Origin of the sequence: Psychrobacter sp. NPDC064578 (assembly GCF_044901245.1) — a bacterium.
GTDB lineage: Bacteria > Pseudomonadota > Gammaproteobacteria > Pseudomonadales > Moraxellaceae > Psychrobacter > Psychrobacter cibarius_C.
The window spans coordinates 317,751-333,859 of sequence record NZ_JBJDPI010000001.1; the positions used below are offsets into that span (position 1 = coordinate 317,751).

The window sequence follows — 16,109 nt, forward strand, 5'->3', positions numbered from 1 at the left end:
ATTATTCTGATTGTGATCAAAACTTTTAGCAATCGTTTGGTATAGGTGATTTACCTTAAAAGAGGTGAACGCTGTCACTCTTTTATAATAGATTGGCTACAGTAGTTTTAAGCCTGTCCAATCTTTGCTAGGCGGATAGTCATCTATCGATTTGCCAGCAATGATAAGCGCTGGGGTTAACTCTCGCAGTGGTAATAAGACAAAATTACGCTCAAACAATCCAGCGTGCGGTACGGTTAATTGTGGCTCAGTGATTTGCGCCTCACCGTATAACAAAATATCGACATCCAAACTACGCTCACCCCAACGCCGTATTCGTGCACGCTTAGCCTCTTTTTCTAACTGTTGACAGTAAGCAAGCAACTCAAAAGGCGGCAATATCGTCTCAAACTCAGCGACGGCATTAACAAAATCAGGCTGATCTTGCGGCCCCATAGGCGCTGAAGCGTAAAACGAAGAAACACGAACCGCACGTATTTGCTTATGCTCTTGCATCGCTGCGATTGCCTGCTGCAAATGTTCTACTGGTGAACCCAAGTCGTTAGACAAATTGCTACCCAAACCTACGTAGCAGGTTACCCAATTCGCGTTGCCCGCATCATTAGTAATATTAGACATTGTCAGTACTAGGTTGGCGACGGCGACGTTTCGATGGGACAGGGCCTTTATTGTCATTCATACTACTCGTACCAACATTGCCGTTAGCAGCTTGGCTGGTTTTAGCAGACTTTACTTCTGTCGTTTTGGCTGGTTTTTTAGCGCTTGCAGGTGTCGTAACCTTCGCCACTTTTTTGCGCTCAGCCGTTTTTTTAGCCGGAATATCTGTTTTATCAGTAGGCTGGGCTGCTGGCTTAGGTGCTTTTTTTGCATACTTTGCTGCAGCTTTAACATCGTTGTTAGTCGTTACTTGCATCTCTGTGTTACTAGCAAGATTTATACTCTCTACACTCGGCTGACGACGGCGACGCTTATGCGGTATCGGCTCATTATTCATACTGACGAGCGCAGGCGATCTTGCTACCGAACGAGCCACAGATGAAGGCGTAACCTTTGACTGTGTTGCTTTTGGCTGCTGAGCTTGATTTGAGCGATCAGGCTTACTGTCAGCCTTACTATAAAAGTTAGCATCAGAATTGGCATCCTGATTTTTTAGCACTTTCTCAGCCGATACATTCTTCTGAGCAGGTTTTTTCTGCGCCGCCCCTTGACGACTATCAGGTTTATCACCATTTGATAGCTGCTTCTGCAATGGCGGCACGACTTTTTCGTGCTCAATTACAAAAAGTGGTGCAGGCTTGGAATGATGGCGTTTATTTGCCGCTTGGTTGCTGCTATTGGCAAGGGATAGCAGTCGTAACTGAGCAAGCTCATGACTGTCTTGACTTACTTGCTGCGATTCATAGTGCTTGTTGTTACTGCCACCAGATTGCTTAACAGAGTCTGATTGACTGACAGCGCGGCGACGGCGTGCTGGAATATTTGACGGGTCATTTACCATATTCTGATCATTCCTACCCTGCTCAGCAGTATCATTGGCTTTGCTGTGCTTGGTATTTTTTTGATGAGATATTGAGTGATCGATGCTATTTGACTCTGAATTTTGATGATTACGCCCACGACCACGCTGCGCTTGTTGCCCTTTTTTATAGGCACCGCGACGAATATTTTCATCAAAATTATCAATGGCTTGCTGCTGCTCTCGTTCAGACAATGTCTGATAGGTTTGCCACCAATCGCCCATACCATTGGTCGACTCTGATAACGGATGCTCAGCATCACCGCATTGCTCACGCAATAACAAAAAGTCAAAACCTGCGCGAAAGCGTGGATGCTCAGAGAGCTGAACGATTTGTTTGCTACGCGGGGCGGCAAGTCTTGGCTGCAATATCCAGATATCACGGATAAACTGCTCTGCAAATTTAGGAATCGCGGTCTTGATACGTTGACGATCAATCACTTTACCAGCGGCGTGCATTTGCGCTTCAGCAAACGGCATATTGCGCTTCTTGGCTTTTGCCAACTGATGCAGATAGTTTTCCCATAATAGCGCAGCATAAAAGAACGCCGGATTGATGCTTTTGCCAGCAGCAATACGTTTGTCGGTATTAATAGCGACTTGATTGACCAGTGCACTCGGCTCAGATGGTGGATAGATAATTAAGCTATCAATCGCCCCTGACTCAAACAATAGCGGCAATAATGGCACCAGATAACCACCGGTAAACATTTTCTGGGTTTCATCATAGAGACGATGCGGTGATATTTGCTCAAGCAATGCCCAGTTGCCATCATGAAACTGATCGGCTAACTCGTCATCAAACTCAAAACCGAGCTTGGCTTTGAAACGTAAAGCACGCAACAAACGGACTGGATCTTCTTCGATACGCACTGGCGCATGGCCGAGCAGACGAATGATTTTATTATCAATGTCGTCAAGCGCACCACAAAAATCATGAACCACACCTTTAAGCGGTTGATAATAAAGCGCATTAATAGAGAAATCGCGACGAGAGAAGTCTTGTTTGATATCACCCCAAACATTATCACGCAGGATCATACCGTCTTGATTGGTATTAGCATCATTGGTTGGTGGACCACGGAAGGTAGCAACCTCAATCAACTCACGGCCTGAATACACGTGCGCCAACTGAAAGCGGCGACCGATAATGCGGCAGCGCTTGCCAAAGACGTCTTTGATCTCATGCGGCTTGGCATCAGTGACAGCGTCAAAGTCTTTTGGACGTAAACCCAATAAGGTATCACGCACACCGCCACCGACGATATAGGCATCAAACCCAGCTCGGTTTAAGGTGGCAATCACTTCAGTAATGGAATTGGGTAATTCAGATTTATTCAGTTCTAACTGCTTGGCGGCACGCTCGGCCATGCATCTACTCCTCGCCGGTATTCTTTAACCACCCCTGATGAACACAGCGTTTATCAGGCGGATGTACCTGCTAGTTTAACAAATTTTGCGCCTAGTAGGTGTGTTATGACTGATACTTACGTGCTATTTTGTCAATATTGGGGTTAATTAAAGCAAAATACTGCCCTTAATCTTGTACGCGTAAACGTCCTCGATTTTTCTCAACCGTTTTTGCACCAATACCTTTGACCTTTGCTAACTCATCCACTGTCTTAAAATCACCAAACATCTCACGATATAAAATAATCGCTTGGGCTTTGCTGCTGCCGATACCATCTAGCGAAACTAGCTCGCCTTCACTAGCACGATTGATATTTACAGTGGCTTGGTCACGTACTTGTATTTTGGCACTTTCTTGCGCCAATAGATATTCATAAGCCCTTTGAGGATTATCAAAACAAGGCGCAGCTTGAACACTGTTCAACATAAAAACCGCCAATATTAGACTGAAAACAGCCATATTGACCAAGCTAACAAACGAGGCCGTATGATAAGCGTTCATGACGATCGTTCATGTTGTTTCGCCGCTTCCCATAACGCATCCATCTCGTTAATATCACTATCCTCTAAACGCTTGCCAGCCGCAGCTAACTGTTCTTCAATATAACCAAAACGTGATTTGAATTTATGCACACACGTTAAAGTGGCTGCTTCTGCATCAAGATTGAGTTTACGCGCCACATTCACCAGCGCAAACATACAATCACCCAGCTCTTTTTCAATATCGCTAATATTGGCTTTGCTTATGTCATATTCAGCAGCATCTTTTGATTTATCTATCAATTCAGCCTTTAACTCGGCAATCTCTTCATCTAGCTTATCAAAAGCACCGCTAACGCCCTCCCAGTCAAACCCTAACTTTGACGCCTGTTTTTGTACATCTTGCGCTTGCATAAGCGCACTGCCCGCTTTGGTATTGTCTAAACGACGTTTTGGTTTGCCTCGTGCCGCGCGCGCTTGCTGCTCCTCTGCTTTAATCTCATCCCAACGAGCTTTTACCGCCGTGTCATCTTCAAGGGTTTCAGCCTCAAATACATGCGGATGACGACGAATGAGCTTTTCTTGTAAAGTGGTGATAACATCGCTCATGCCAAAGCGACCTTGCTCCGCATACATCTGGCAATGAAAAACAACTTGCAGCAGCACATCACCAAGCTCACCCTTGATATCTTCGTCATCATCACTTTGTACCGCTTCGCCGAGCTCATAAGCTTCTTCGATGGCATACGGAATCAAGCTATGACTGCTTTGTTTTTTATCCCACGGACAGTCGGCGCGCAATCTTGCCATCAGTGTCAACAGGTCATCAAGTTGCCCGCTTGCTTCTGGATTGCCTTGCACAGGTTTGGGTGCTGCGATTTTGTTTTCTACAGTACTCATAAAGGGTGCTCTTATAATTTTAGTTGTTATTGAATAGAATCGCGTTAACTTCATAACGATTTGTCATTAGTGTAGCATTGAACCCTTAATAGCCTATAATTGTGCTATTTACTTTATTATTTTACCACCGCTCACGCGCAAGGAACTTTATCATTATGTCTACGTCTGCGACCACTAACTATCAGCCAGCGACTGAATTCAATCCCATTATTATCGATTCATTTAAGGCTTATGATATCCGTGGCGAGCTTGGCGTCAATCTCAACGAAGATATTGCTTACCGTATTGGTCGTGCCTTTGCACAGATTTTATGTCAGCGTTATAGCGCGGCTGATGCCACAGCGGAACTAAAAAACTTAAATCTGGCGGTCGTTATTGGTAGTGACATCCGCCATTCAAGCGAGCAGTTAAAACAAGCGACCATCAAAGGTATGCTAGATGCTGGTGTCGACGTGATTGACTTGGGCATGAGCGGTACCGAAGAAGTATACTTTGCCACCAGCTATTATCAGGCATTGGGTGGTATTGAGGTCACAGCCAGTCATAATCCTATTAACTATAATGGTTTAAAATTGGTTAAGGAACATTCAAAACCGATCAGTGCTGATGATGGTTTGGCAGAGATTCAAGCATTGGCAGAGTCTGGGCAATTTATCACTAAAAACCGATCAGGAACGTTGAAATTATTAACTGATAAAAGCGCCTATGTCGATCATGTCATGACTTTTATTGATACTGATAAATTAAAACCGCTAAAGCTGGTTATTAACTCAGGCAATGGCAGTGCGGGCCCTGTGGTTGATTTATTAATTGATCAGCTTGCACAAGCTGGTGCGCCCATTGAAGTGATTAAATTGCATCACTCTCCTGATGGCAGCTTCCCCAATGGTATCCCCAATCCAATGATTGAATCCAACAGAGTGGCGACCCGACACGCGGTCTTGGAAAATAAAGCAGACCTTGGTATTGCCTTTGATGGCGACTTTGACCGCTGTTTTCTATTCGATGAACATGGTGAATTTATTGATGGTAGCTACATCGTTGGGATGCTGGCGCAAGCATTTTTGAATAAGTATCCAAATGAGTCAATCGTTTACGACCCGCGGGTGATTTATAATACTGAAGCAGTGATTAAAGGACATAACGGCAAGGCGGTCATTAGTAAATCTGGACATTCATTTATTAAGCAAGTCATGCGTGACTCTGGCGCTGCTTATGGCGGCGAGATGTCTGCCCACCACTATTTCCGTGATTTTTTCTATTGCGATAGCGGCATGATTCCATGGTTGTTAACCATTGAGCTGTTGTCTGTCACTGGTAAGACTTTATCAGAATTGGTTACTGGCTATATTCAAGTCTATCCAAGTTCAGGCGAGCTTAACTTTCGGCTCACAACAAATGATGCGCCAACGATTATTAGCGCTATTGAGGAAAAATGTAGCAGCGAAAATCCGACCAAATCGACGCTTGATGGCTTGAGTCTTAACTTTGGCGAGTGGCGTTTTAACTTACGTGCCTCAAATACAGAACCACTGATCAGGTTAAATATTGAAAGTCGCGGGGATAAGGATTTACTACAAACTAAAACCCAAGAGATTCAGCAATGGCTTGCTAGCCAAGGTGCTGTACCAGCGTAAATGAATACGACTTAATATGGGTGATTTCGATTAAAAACCAAAAAAAGCTCGCTGATAATTATCAACGAGCTTTTTTAGCAACTGACAAACTTGAATAACGCTATTTAGACCGACCAATGCCCATATAGTCGCCTACCAGACTATCGATCTGCAATCGTGTCAGTGCATTTTGCGCATCAAATACTGGCATCGCGTGTTGATTAAGCTTGGCAATATCTAGTTGATCTTGTGACGACCAACTAATGATAAAAATCGCCTGTGCGGCACTTAGCTGCTGATAAGGATTATTAATCAATTGCAGTAATGATTGCTGCTGATAAAGCATGGCAATCTCATCTTGTGCTTTGTCGCTATACACCAAAGTACGAATATTATAAGACCATAATAACGCTAATAATGGATGTATGGCTGAGCCTGCGGTACGTCCTGAGCCTGATTTATAACTACCGCCCCAAATCATCACCGTTTTATTGTCAATAAAGCCATCAAAATATTGCCAAAATTTGCGGAATATCAGCTCTTTTTGATCTTCGTTGATGTGCATGACTGACTGCAACAGCGGCATATTTAAACTGTGCGTTTGGCTGGACTGCTGTAATTTCGCCAATTCAGTGGGTAGTGTGTTACCACCAAAGCCCCAGCCTGCTTGCAGATAACTGCTGCCGACCCGCGCGTCTAGCCCCATGATACGACTGACTTGCTTGATATCTACCTGTTGACTGTCCGCCAAGCGTGACATCTCATTCATAAAACTCACTCGCGTCGCCAGCATCGCCATGATACTGCTACGGGCAAACTCTATCGTTGCGATATCAGTGTGATGAGCGGCACGCGCATGCTGCATTAACGGCTTCAATACTACTAGATGCTGGCTACTGTTGGCTGTTTTTTCACCAAGCAACCACAGTGAGGGATTTAACATTGAGCTATAAGCATCACCGTCTTGCAAGAATACAAACGGCACATAGTAGACCCACGCGCGCTGCAAATTTTTCGCCAGTGCTGAGACAACCCCTAGTTTCTCAATGCCACTTATAATCACGGGTAACGATTGCTGATGACTATGGTTGAAGGCAGTAATCCAGCTGGCTTCTGCCCATACTGGCTTGATACTGTCTAAAAATAACCAATACAGCGCAACGGTGCTTTGGTCGTCAACCTTACTAATCTCATTGCTCTCATTGGTGTGACGACTGTCACTAAAATTTGTCGTTTCATAATATTGTATTAACGTGTCAGCGCTAGCTGGTAATGCTGTACTGATAATAACCTGCTGCTGCTCATACATCTGCCACAGTGCTTGCAAATGATGCTCAAAGCCGTATTGCTGTATTTGCTGCGTCAATAGCTCAATATCTGCATAAAGATGCACGCGCTGACCTAGACTTGCCAGCACCACGGCGCTAGTAATGGCCTCAATGCTATGACCAATAAGCACACAAACTTGCTTGCTTGCAGTGCTTTGTGGTTTAGGTTCATGCATATATTTAGGTGTATTGTCATTTATAGAAACAGTGCTCATGCGTTCACCTTTAATGATTATCGACTCAGTAGCAAAACGATTAAGATAGCTGCTGAATGTGTTTTAACAGCTGGTTTGTGGAGCTGTCAAATTGGCTCTCGCCTGCTTTCTGCATGGCATCATGAACGGACTCTGCCATCTGCTTACCCATCTCGACGCCCCATTGATCAAACGGGTTAATATCCCAAATGCTGGCCATGACATAGACTTTATGTTCATAAAGCGCAATCAGTGCACCTAAACTGTGCGGCGTTAGTTCGTCGATCAGCAATGTCGTTGATGGCTGATTGCCACGGTAATATTTGTATTTATCAGCGGCAGAAGCTACTTGAACCTCAGACTCTTGGAGCGCCGCATTACCAAAAGCCAGTACGCGGCTTTGTGCTAGACAGTTGGCTAATGACAATTCATGCTGCTGTTGCAATGGTGCATTTTCAACCTTATCACTATAACGCCCGACGCAAGCGATAAAATCACAAGACACCTGCTGTGTGCCTTGATGTAGCAACTGATAAAAGGCATGCTGAGCATTAGAGCCAATCTCACCCCATAAAATCGGGCAAGTATTATAATCAATACACTCGCCATATTGAGTAACCGACTTACCATTACTCTCCATTTCAAGCTGGGTTAAATAACTTGGTAAATAGCTAAGACGACCATCATAGGGCAATACAGTGTGAGCATTCACCTGTAAAAAGGTACTGTTCCAAACAGCAAGCAAACCCAACAATACTGGTAAATTTTCTGCAAAATCAGCCTGAGCAAAGTGCTCATCCATACTATGCGCACCAGCTAATAACGCTTTAAACCCTGCCATGCCGATACGAATGGCAATCGCCAATCCAATCGCCGACCATAAAGAAAAACGCCCACCAACCCATTCCCAAAGCTGTAGCTGATGCTCAGGATGAATACCCCAAGCACTCATTTTTTCGCTGTTAGCGGAGATACCAATAAAGTGGCGGCGTAGCACACTGTCTTCAGTACCTGCACGCCGCTTGGCAGTGGCAAGCAGCCATGATAATGCTGTTTTAGCATTAGATAACGTATCAACCGTACCAAAGGATTTAGATGAAATAATAAACAAGGTGGTCTCAGGATTGAGGTGCTTCAGCAAGTTATCAAGCTGAGTGCCGTCCATATTAGAGACGAAATGTACTTCAATGTCGGTATCTGCCCACTCATCTAGCGCGGTCGTCGCCATAAGCGGGCCAAGATCAGAGCCACCAACGCCAATATTGACCACATCCGTAATAGCTTGACCAGAAAATCCGCGCCATGTACCACTACGGACACGTTCAGATAAACGTGCTACTTGCGATAGACTATCATGCACATCAGCGACGACATTTTGCCCATCAACGTCTAGTTTGGCAGACTCTGGCAATCGTAGTGCTGTATGCAAGGCAGCACGCTCCTCGCTAGTATTGACCATCGCACCTTGCATAAGTGCATCAATCCTTGTGGACAATTCACAGCTTTCTGCTAACTGCAAAAGACTTGCCAGTACCTGCTCGTCAATACATTGCTTGCTATAGTCCATATATAGCGCGCCAGCTTGCATGCTAAAGCGCGTTGCACGACTATCATCTTGTGCAAACAAAGCTGCCAGTGACCATGGCTGCTTTGCTAGCATTTGTAGCTGCTGCCAGTATGTAGAGTTTCGAGCACTGTTATAAGCGCTATTGCCCTTTATCTCAGCCATCAGCTATTCATCTTCTGCTAATTGCTGCTCGGCAAAATAGATAAATGCTTGCATATATGAGCGCATATCGCCTGCATCATAGCTGTCGCCACGCATGGTTGTGACATTCACGCCGTATTCACTAATCAAGGCATCAATCGCATCGGTCAGCTGAATTTCACCACCGACCGAGGCTTCGGTATTGGCCAAATAGTCAAAAATGTGATTGCTAAAGACATAACGACCAACGACTGCTAACTTAGAAGGAGCATCGGCTAAGTTAGGCTTTTCTATAAATCCCGCGACTTTAAAGCTGGCATTTATGTCTATTTGATCATCAATATTGCTGGTATCACTCAGCTTAGCAATACCATATTTATGCACATCTTCATCAGCGACTTTATCAACCAATATCTGTGAATGGTTGTCTTCAGCAAAAGCATCAATCATAAAGGCTAAGTTCTCAGCAGCCATATCGCCCGTAAAAGGATCAAGCACAACGTCGGGCAACAATACGGCAAAATCATGCTCACCAATAATGGGGCGAGCCGCGAGTACCGCATGACCCAAACCTAACGCCTTACCTTGACGTATCATCGAAACTGTCACATCGTCTGGTAGCCAGTTCAAGCTATCGGCTAGCTCATCTTTACCTTTATGACGCAGCTGGTTGTCCAGCTCAGCATTGATATCGAAGTAGTTTTCAATCGCGCTCTTTTGTGCATGACCAACCAAGATAATATGCTTAATACCAGCAGCAATCGCCTCTTCGACCACATAATGAATGGCAGGACGATTGCCAAGCGGCAATAGCTCTTTTGGCACAGATTTAGACAATGGCAACATACGAGTACCAAAGCCTGCAACAGGGATAACGGCGTGAGTTATTTTTTTCATAATTTTTAAACTGTCATAGAAGAATAGGATTCAGAAAGTAGCGGCAATTGATCATAACTCGATAAACTCTATAATACGCTTTATCCATTGATCATAAGTATAGTTTTGCAATACATGGTCACTGGCATAGCGCATCATCTCTACCTGTTGTTTAGTATAGCCTTTAGATAACTGTGCGAACAATTTATCTGCCTGCTCTTTGCTATCAATGACTTCGCACATCCCTTCAAAGCGGGTACTGACCGATAAGCTAGGATTGGTCACTGCCAGTCTCCCACATGCCATAATCTCAATCAGACGGCGGGAAAACATACTTGGAGAGTCGGTCACGGTGTTGACGTTAAGGCAGTGCGAGTACTGTCTAAAAAGCTCACCCGTCTGGTCGTAGGGCACAGCAGGCTTGATAGTCATATTTGGTAGGTCAGGGTAACGATAGACATCAGACTTACGATCAGAGTTACGGTCAACGATGGTCAGTCCATAAGGAGAGGCTGCAGTAAACGCCATATCCTGCCATTGCTGGCGCGCATTGTGAATATGATGACTATAACTACCAACAAACAGACTTTCATTATAGCGAGGTGGAAAATCAGTGGGATGATGAAACTTAGGCTGCACTGCAAAAGGCAGCACCCCTACTTTCACACTATTACCCAAAATAGCTTGGTAGCGCTCAACACAGTTTTCATCAACGGTTAGCACGTACTTGAATAGACTGGCAGAATCGATAAAACGGTTAAAGTGAGCACCGTCTTCTTTATTCCAAAATACCGCAGGAATATTGTATTTATCTGCCATCTCTAGGAGTTTGCGCAACTCGACATTATTGCGTTCAGGGTAATCGGGGTAATTAGCAATTTTATAGCGCCAGCTATCTTTTTGTCCGCGCCAACATGATTCTACTATGATAAATTCTGGTATAAAAACATTAAATAGCCAAAGCCAATTTTTATTAGTAAGATTAAAAACCCTAGATGAACTTTCATCCAAGGCTGTGGTAGTTAACTCATCACTAATTAAGGCAAATTTTAAGCCCCGCTTAACTTTTAAACTTAGTTTAGGAAATTTCATTTAGTAACACGTCAAAATAGTTTGAGTTTTAGAGAGTCTGATATAAGAACAGCATAAAACTCTCAATTGGTTATAAATTATACTATACTAAAAATCTAACCTCTACAGCCAACTAGGAAATATAATAATGAAAATTTTTATTGCAGGCTCATGTGTGACTAGAGATGCTTTTACACCAGATACTAAAATAGATTTTGAAATTATAGACTATTATGCTCGATATTCATTAGCAAGGCTAAATTACCCAGCTGTTACTCTTGATATATCTGACACTATATTCGAGAAGAAGGTTCCTTCGGCATTTCAGAGAAAGTTGTTAAAGAACGACTTTTCCAATAACTTGATTGAAAATATTCGTCGGGCTGATTTTGATTACTTAGTGATAGACTGTGTAGATGAGAGATTTGGTTTAGTTCGTTACAAACACTTAAGCTATTTAACTAACTCTGATGAGTTGAGAAAAGCTGATTTAATTAATACAAAAACTGCTTTAAAAATCCCTTGTGATGAGAGAGAATTTCATCATTTTTGGCGCAATGGATTGAAAAAAATAATAGAAGAGATAGGAGTAAATAAAATAATTTTAAATAATATATATTGGACAAATAATCTAAATAACGGAGAGACCATTTCTACAAAAGAAAACGTAGAGCGTTGCAATAAAATGGTTTCAGAATTATATAATATAGCGAAAAAAGAAGGAATCCCTGAAAGAAACTTTGTTAATTATCCACATGATATCCTAATTGGAGATGTTGAACACAGATGGGGGGCTTCACCATTTCACTATGTTAGAGAAGTCTATGACTTTTACATTAAATATATGCACACTCTCAAAAAATAAATAAACTAGTACTAATGCAAAATTGCTATTAACTTTCCAAGAATACTTTATCAATAGACTGACTAATAGATATTTCTCCAAAGTCAAAGCCCGTTAATACTAACAGGCTTTGATGTACTATTAACTATATCAAGTTGCTTAACAGCTTTAAGGTTAAAAATCATCAATAGCGCTGAAAATCTCTTGTAAGAGATCTTTTGGTTCAGCTGCATGCCCTGATTCATGGTCATATAGCAAGACTTTGACAGCTCCACTTTGCTCATTTAAAGGCTGTTGAATTAGGTCCTTATCAAGCCCTAAAGCATTTACAAAAGGTATAAAGTGGTCATCATAATGAAATATATCTACTTTATTTTGAACATATAATATCTTTGGTTTTTTTATTTGATAGTTTTCTATAGCATTAAAACTCAAATCATTTCTTAAATTAGCTTTATCAAAACCATGCCAGCAGAGATGAATATATTTATCTACAGCTTCTTCAAGATAGTTAAATACGATAGTTTGAGGATTTATAGCAACTGCAATACAACCATTACCTATATTTGAAGCTAGTTGAATAGCTGCAAACCCGCCACCACTCGAGCCATAGGGTACGATTTTACTTACATTCAATTTTGCTGCTACTCTAGTAACGAAGTCTGCTAATCTAATATCTACTCTATTTAATTTATCGCCGACATACCACGCTAGAATAATGTCGGTATATTTTAATAACGTGGGGTCAGTTATATACAGAACAGAACCCGGAAACTCTTCATGCCATGACCAACGTTGATAGACAGGGATTCCAGCTTCACGTTTTTGATTTATCGCACCATTGAGCATGACAAATAACTTATCAGTATTAGGTTTTATATATAGATATGCTGAAAAAGGTAAGTTGCCTATCTCACCTTTAAAACTAATCTCTTTTCGTGAGCCAGTGTCAACATCCTTAAATTTATCTTCAACAATCTGTGATATATCCATGATACTCATTTATTCCTTCTAGTAAGTGTTTGAATTATAATCTGCAGTATAATTCAAAAATAATTTAGCACGCATCTCAGACGAAAGCTCTTGTAGAGTATCTAAATTATTATATAAATCTATCAGCATCTGCGCGCGAGATAAAGCTGAAAAGTATTGTTGGAAATGGCTAATAATATTTTTTGACTCATTGAGAGCGAACTCTTGATCACTAGCCACTTTACTTAAGTACGGGATTAAATCTTCGATATTTTCCTGCACATGAATTGCTGGATAAACCTCTTTTAGTTTACTATCACCTACCGCTGCTATTGGTAACCCACTTGCTGCATATTGAATAATGCGACTAGGAAACTGAAAATAGCCAAGGTCTGCTAATTCAGGGAAGTCGTAATCTAATCCATCATAGTCTTTAAAGAATTGAGGTATACTCACACCTATCTTTGCACGTGAAAGAACATCACTGACCAAATCAGTATGGATATATGCCTCTTTAAGAAATCCACCATGAATACCATAAGGATCAGAGTCTACTAATCCATATACCTTTTTTATAAAGGGAAGGGCGCCAAACTCAAGATATCTCTTACGACGCACTTGCCCATGCATATTACCTAAAAATACTAAATCCATTTCTGGTACATATTTGTTGAATACTATGGGAAAACTAGTATGATCTGTCCAAAAGGGAAAGTTGAAACCTTTTACATGACCTTTGGCTTCATAAAACTCCAACACCTCAGTGTAACCACAGTGAAGCACTATATCGTAAGCATCAACAACATGTTTATAACAAGTCTTATATAGAACTGGATCATCCGATAACCAAATTGCTGTCTTCATTGATTTACTAAGATGATAAACCATTTCTGATGTCAGATTCATTGGTCTAAAAGATATAAATAAATCATATCCCTCATCCTCTACTTCTTTCACTTTTTGCCACATAAAATCTAGATCTGCTTTTTTTTCAATCATTGAATGACCATGCAATATTAGATCAGTAAAATCTACTTCATGTCCAAGATATATTAAAGCACGTTGGAGACTTTCTGCTAAATGCCTTTCAAGAATAGTATCGAATAATACAACTTTCATTTATCTAAGCTCCTAACCAGCTATTATATTTATATATAAAATCATTAATGTACTTGTTATTAATTGTTCTATTGTTTTTAGGCTTCTTGATAGCTACAATATTAAAAGGATCTATCGTAAAGATATCATTTTTTCCTATATTACTTTTAATCTTCCACTCATTCATATTAATTATAAAGTCATCTAAATGAGAAATATTGATTAGTAAGCTTGTTAAAGGACTTTCGTTAACGGTTTCATAATAATTAACATCACCTATGTCTAAACAAGCTTTATCCACAGATTTATTTTTAAGTCTTTCGAACTCATAATAAACTGGTCGTGAGATGGCTTTAGATCTGCTATATTTGGTTGCTAAAAGCAAGTCTAAAATAGCATTTTGAAAGTTAATAACAGTATCTTCAGTAAAGTAAATATACTGGTCACTTATATCATTTAATTGAGTAATTGCATCGTCATATTTATCTACAACAACTAACTCATTACTATATTTAGATTCTGAAACGATTTTTTTCAAATTAATTGACTTATTACTATTATTTATAATAACAAGCTTATTAATTGTTATATCTTTTTGGTTTAATAGCATTGATATAAAGCTTTCAATTTCTATAGTACCTGTATACCTAGCTAAGATAGATAAATCAGTTAAATCATTAGAAATATCTTCATTACCAATTATGCAATTTTTGATATAATCCCAGCGTATTTGATAGGTATGTTTGGACATAATCTCACGTATACCTAGTACAGACTGTCTATGCCAAAAGTAATTATCTTTTAATAGCTTTTCTACTGCTATATTAGCTTCATTTTTATTGGTAGCAGTTAATACAATACCTGGGAATTGAGCCGTTATTGCTTTTGACGGTGTGGATACTACAGGAGTGCCACTTGCTAATAACTCATATACTCTTCTTGACATCATCGTTGGAGAGTTAATAATAGTGTTTACATTCAAGAAAATTTTGAATTCTTTATATAATTCAATCATCTCCTCAAATCCAACACCTTCCCTAATAATTTCATTATATTCAAAAGGGAAAGCATATTTCTCGGATTTGTCTTGAGAAGCTCGATTGTATATATAGCCATCATTATCTAATAGAGCTGGCAACAATGCATCCATTTGCTTTTTTCTTTCTGGATGATTTTGAGCATAATAAGTCCCCGCAAAGCAAATATTTTCAGTGTCAGTAGAAAATCTTCCTATTGGATTAGTTTTGTTAATAGGCGCAGCAAATGGCAAAGACCAGATATTAGGATTATTTAGCTCTTTTCTATATTTTTCTACTATTTGTGAGTCTGTAGTAAATACATAGTCTGCTTCTTTTGCAATTGGCTTGAACATTTCATAATGCATCGGATCTTCTTTATTCCAGAATATTACTGGTATATTTTTCGTTCTTAATTTTCCAATTGCATCTAAAAGCTTTTGTGCATTATCATGTTGTAAATTTGGAGAATTGAATGCATATAACCATTGGCTATTATTTGCCTTCCAAGCACTTTCAAAGAAAGCAAAATCAGATTGCGTTTTTTCGATTTGTTTATCGTAATCACTTTTAACAATTCCGAACCCTGTAAAAGCATCTCTCCAACACTCTTCAGAAATAGGATCAAGCAAGGTAAGACCTTGTATAAAACTATCTTTCAATTTACTTTTATCTTTTTTTGGTATCTTTATTTCTGTAGACTTAAAAATCTTGGTTTTTTTATTAATATTTTTTGGACTAGAAATGTGTACTGAGTTGTTTTTATTATTGATAATGGCTAACAAATCTAAATCCAGAATAGGTATAGCTAATTTCTCAATGAACTTTAGGTCTTGTCTTTTATTTAATTTGTTTCTTAAAGATATTATATAAGCATTTTTTAAATTTTTATAAGCGGAATGAAAACCTCCTTTTCCGTTAGCAATGTCCAAAAAACCTCTTCCAACTAAATAAGAGATTGTATGATCGTTATGACTATTAATAATCATATCATTGAGCTTTAATATTTCCTCTCTCAATTTTTCAAATTCCATACTATCTTTCTTAGAATCAGAAAGCTTTTTACTAAAAAGACTCATA

13 protein-coding genes are annotated in these 16,109 nt (G+C 40.3%); 2 read left to right on the plus strand and 11 right to left on the minus strand.

Annotation, left to right across the window (positions count from 1 at the left end; genetic code table 11):
- Positions 1-96 precede the first annotated feature (96 nt).
- The 4 genes from folK to mazG all read right to left on the minus strand — a co-directional run bounded on the left by folK (position 97) and on the right by mazG (position 4,306).
- Positions 97-618: a 2-amino-4-hydroxy-6-hydroxymethyldihydropteridine diphosphokinase gene (gene folK, locus ACI2JM_RS01335; RefSeq protein ID WP_404641541.1), complete on the minus strand. Its 522-nt coding sequence runs from the start codon at positions 616-618 to the stop codon at positions 97-99.
- The gene (gene pcnB, locus ACI2JM_RS01340; protein WP_404641543.1) at positions 611-2,887 is read right to left on the minus strand and encodes a polynucleotide adenylyltransferase PcnB; all 2,277 of its coding nucleotides are present in this window, start codon (positions 2,885-2,887) and stop codon (positions 611-613) included. The genes folK and pcnB overlap by 8 nt, the downstream gene beginning before the upstream one ends.
- A gap of 166 nt (positions 2,888-3,053) precedes the next feature.
- A complete protein-coding gene (locus tag ACI2JM_RS01345; protein WP_227676043.1) occupies positions 3,054-3,353 on the minus strand; it encodes a ComEA family DNA-binding protein in 300 nt (99 codons plus the stop codon).
- Positions 3,354-3,424: 71 nt separating this feature from the next.
- On the minus strand, positions 3,425-4,306 hold the full coding sequence (gene mazG / locus ACI2JM_RS01350) for a nucleoside triphosphate pyrophosphohydrolase (protein ID WP_404641545.1): 882 nt from the start codon (positions 4,304-4,306) through the stop codon (positions 3,425-3,427).
- Positions 4,307-4,461: 155 nt separating this feature from the next.
- Between mazG and ACI2JM_RS01355 the strand changes: the two genes are divergently transcribed.
- Positions 4,462-5,943: a phosphomannomutase CpsG gene (locus ACI2JM_RS01355; protein WP_404641547.1), complete on the plus strand. Its 1,482-nt coding sequence runs from the start codon at positions 4,462-4,464 to the stop codon at positions 5,941-5,943.
- Between the two features lie 100 nt (positions 5,944-6,043).
- Here ACI2JM_RS01355 and ACI2JM_RS01360 read toward each other — a convergent pair whose 3' ends face one another.
- The 4 genes from ACI2JM_RS01360 to ACI2JM_RS01375 all read right to left on the minus strand — a co-directional run bounded on the left by ACI2JM_RS01360 (position 6,044) and on the right by ACI2JM_RS01375 (position 11,120).
- Positions 6,044-7,426 (minus strand): UDP-glucose/GDP-mannose dehydrogenase family protein, encoded by a 1,383-nt coding sequence (locus ACI2JM_RS01360; RefSeq protein ID WP_404641712.1) that lies wholly within the window; start codon positions 7,424-7,426, stop codon positions 6,044-6,046.
- 79 nt (positions 7,427-7,505) lie between these two features.
- Positions 7,506-9,173, minus strand: coding sequence for a glucose-6-phosphate isomerase (gene pgi, locus ACI2JM_RS01365; protein ID WP_404641549.1), 1,668 nt, complete (start codon positions 9,171-9,173; stop codon positions 7,506-7,508).
- 3 nt (positions 9,174-9,176) lie between these two features.
- On the minus strand, positions 9,177-10,049 hold the full coding sequence (locus tag ACI2JM_RS01370; protein ID WP_404641551.1) for a UTP--glucose-1-phosphate uridylyltransferase: 873 nt from the start codon (positions 10,047-10,049) through the stop codon (positions 9,177-9,179).
- A gap of 51 nt (positions 10,050-10,100) precedes the next feature.
- A complete protein-coding gene (locus ACI2JM_RS01375) occupies positions 10,101-11,120 on the minus strand; it encodes a glycosyltransferase (protein ID WP_404641553.1) in 1,020 nt (339 codons plus the stop codon).
- A 127-nt stretch (positions 11,121-11,247) separates the two neighbouring features.
- Between ACI2JM_RS01375 and ACI2JM_RS01380 the strand changes: the two genes are divergently transcribed.
- Entirely contained in the window at positions 11,248-11,964 is a 717-nt protein-coding gene (locus ACI2JM_RS01380) for a DUF6270 domain-containing protein (protein ID WP_404641555.1), read from the plus strand.
- 153 nt (positions 11,965-12,117) lie between these two features.
- On the opposite strand, the gene ACI2JM_RS01385 is transcribed toward ACI2JM_RS01380, so the two are convergent.
- Genes ACI2JM_RS01385 through ACI2JM_RS01395 form a run of 3 tightly spaced genes read right to left on the minus strand, consistent with a single transcriptional unit; the run spans position 12,118 to position 16,108 of the window.
- Entirely contained in the window at positions 12,118-12,936 is an 819-nt protein-coding gene (locus ACI2JM_RS01385; RefSeq protein ID WP_404641557.1) for a hypothetical protein, read from the minus strand.
- An 18-nt stretch (positions 12,937-12,954) separates the two neighbouring features.
- Positions 12,955-14,034 carry a hypothetical protein gene (locus tag ACI2JM_RS01390; RefSeq protein ID WP_404641559.1) on the minus strand — a complete coding sequence of 360 codons (1,080 nt, stop codon included), beginning with the start codon at positions 14,032-14,034 and terminating at the stop codon, positions 12,955-12,957.
- 4 nt (positions 14,035-14,038) lie between these two features.
- Complete coding sequence (locus tag ACI2JM_RS01395; RefSeq protein ID WP_404641561.1) at positions 14,039-16,108, minus strand: glycosyltransferase; 2,070 nt, start codon at positions 16,106-16,108, stop codon at positions 14,039-14,041.
- Position 16,109 lies beyond the last annotated feature (1 nt).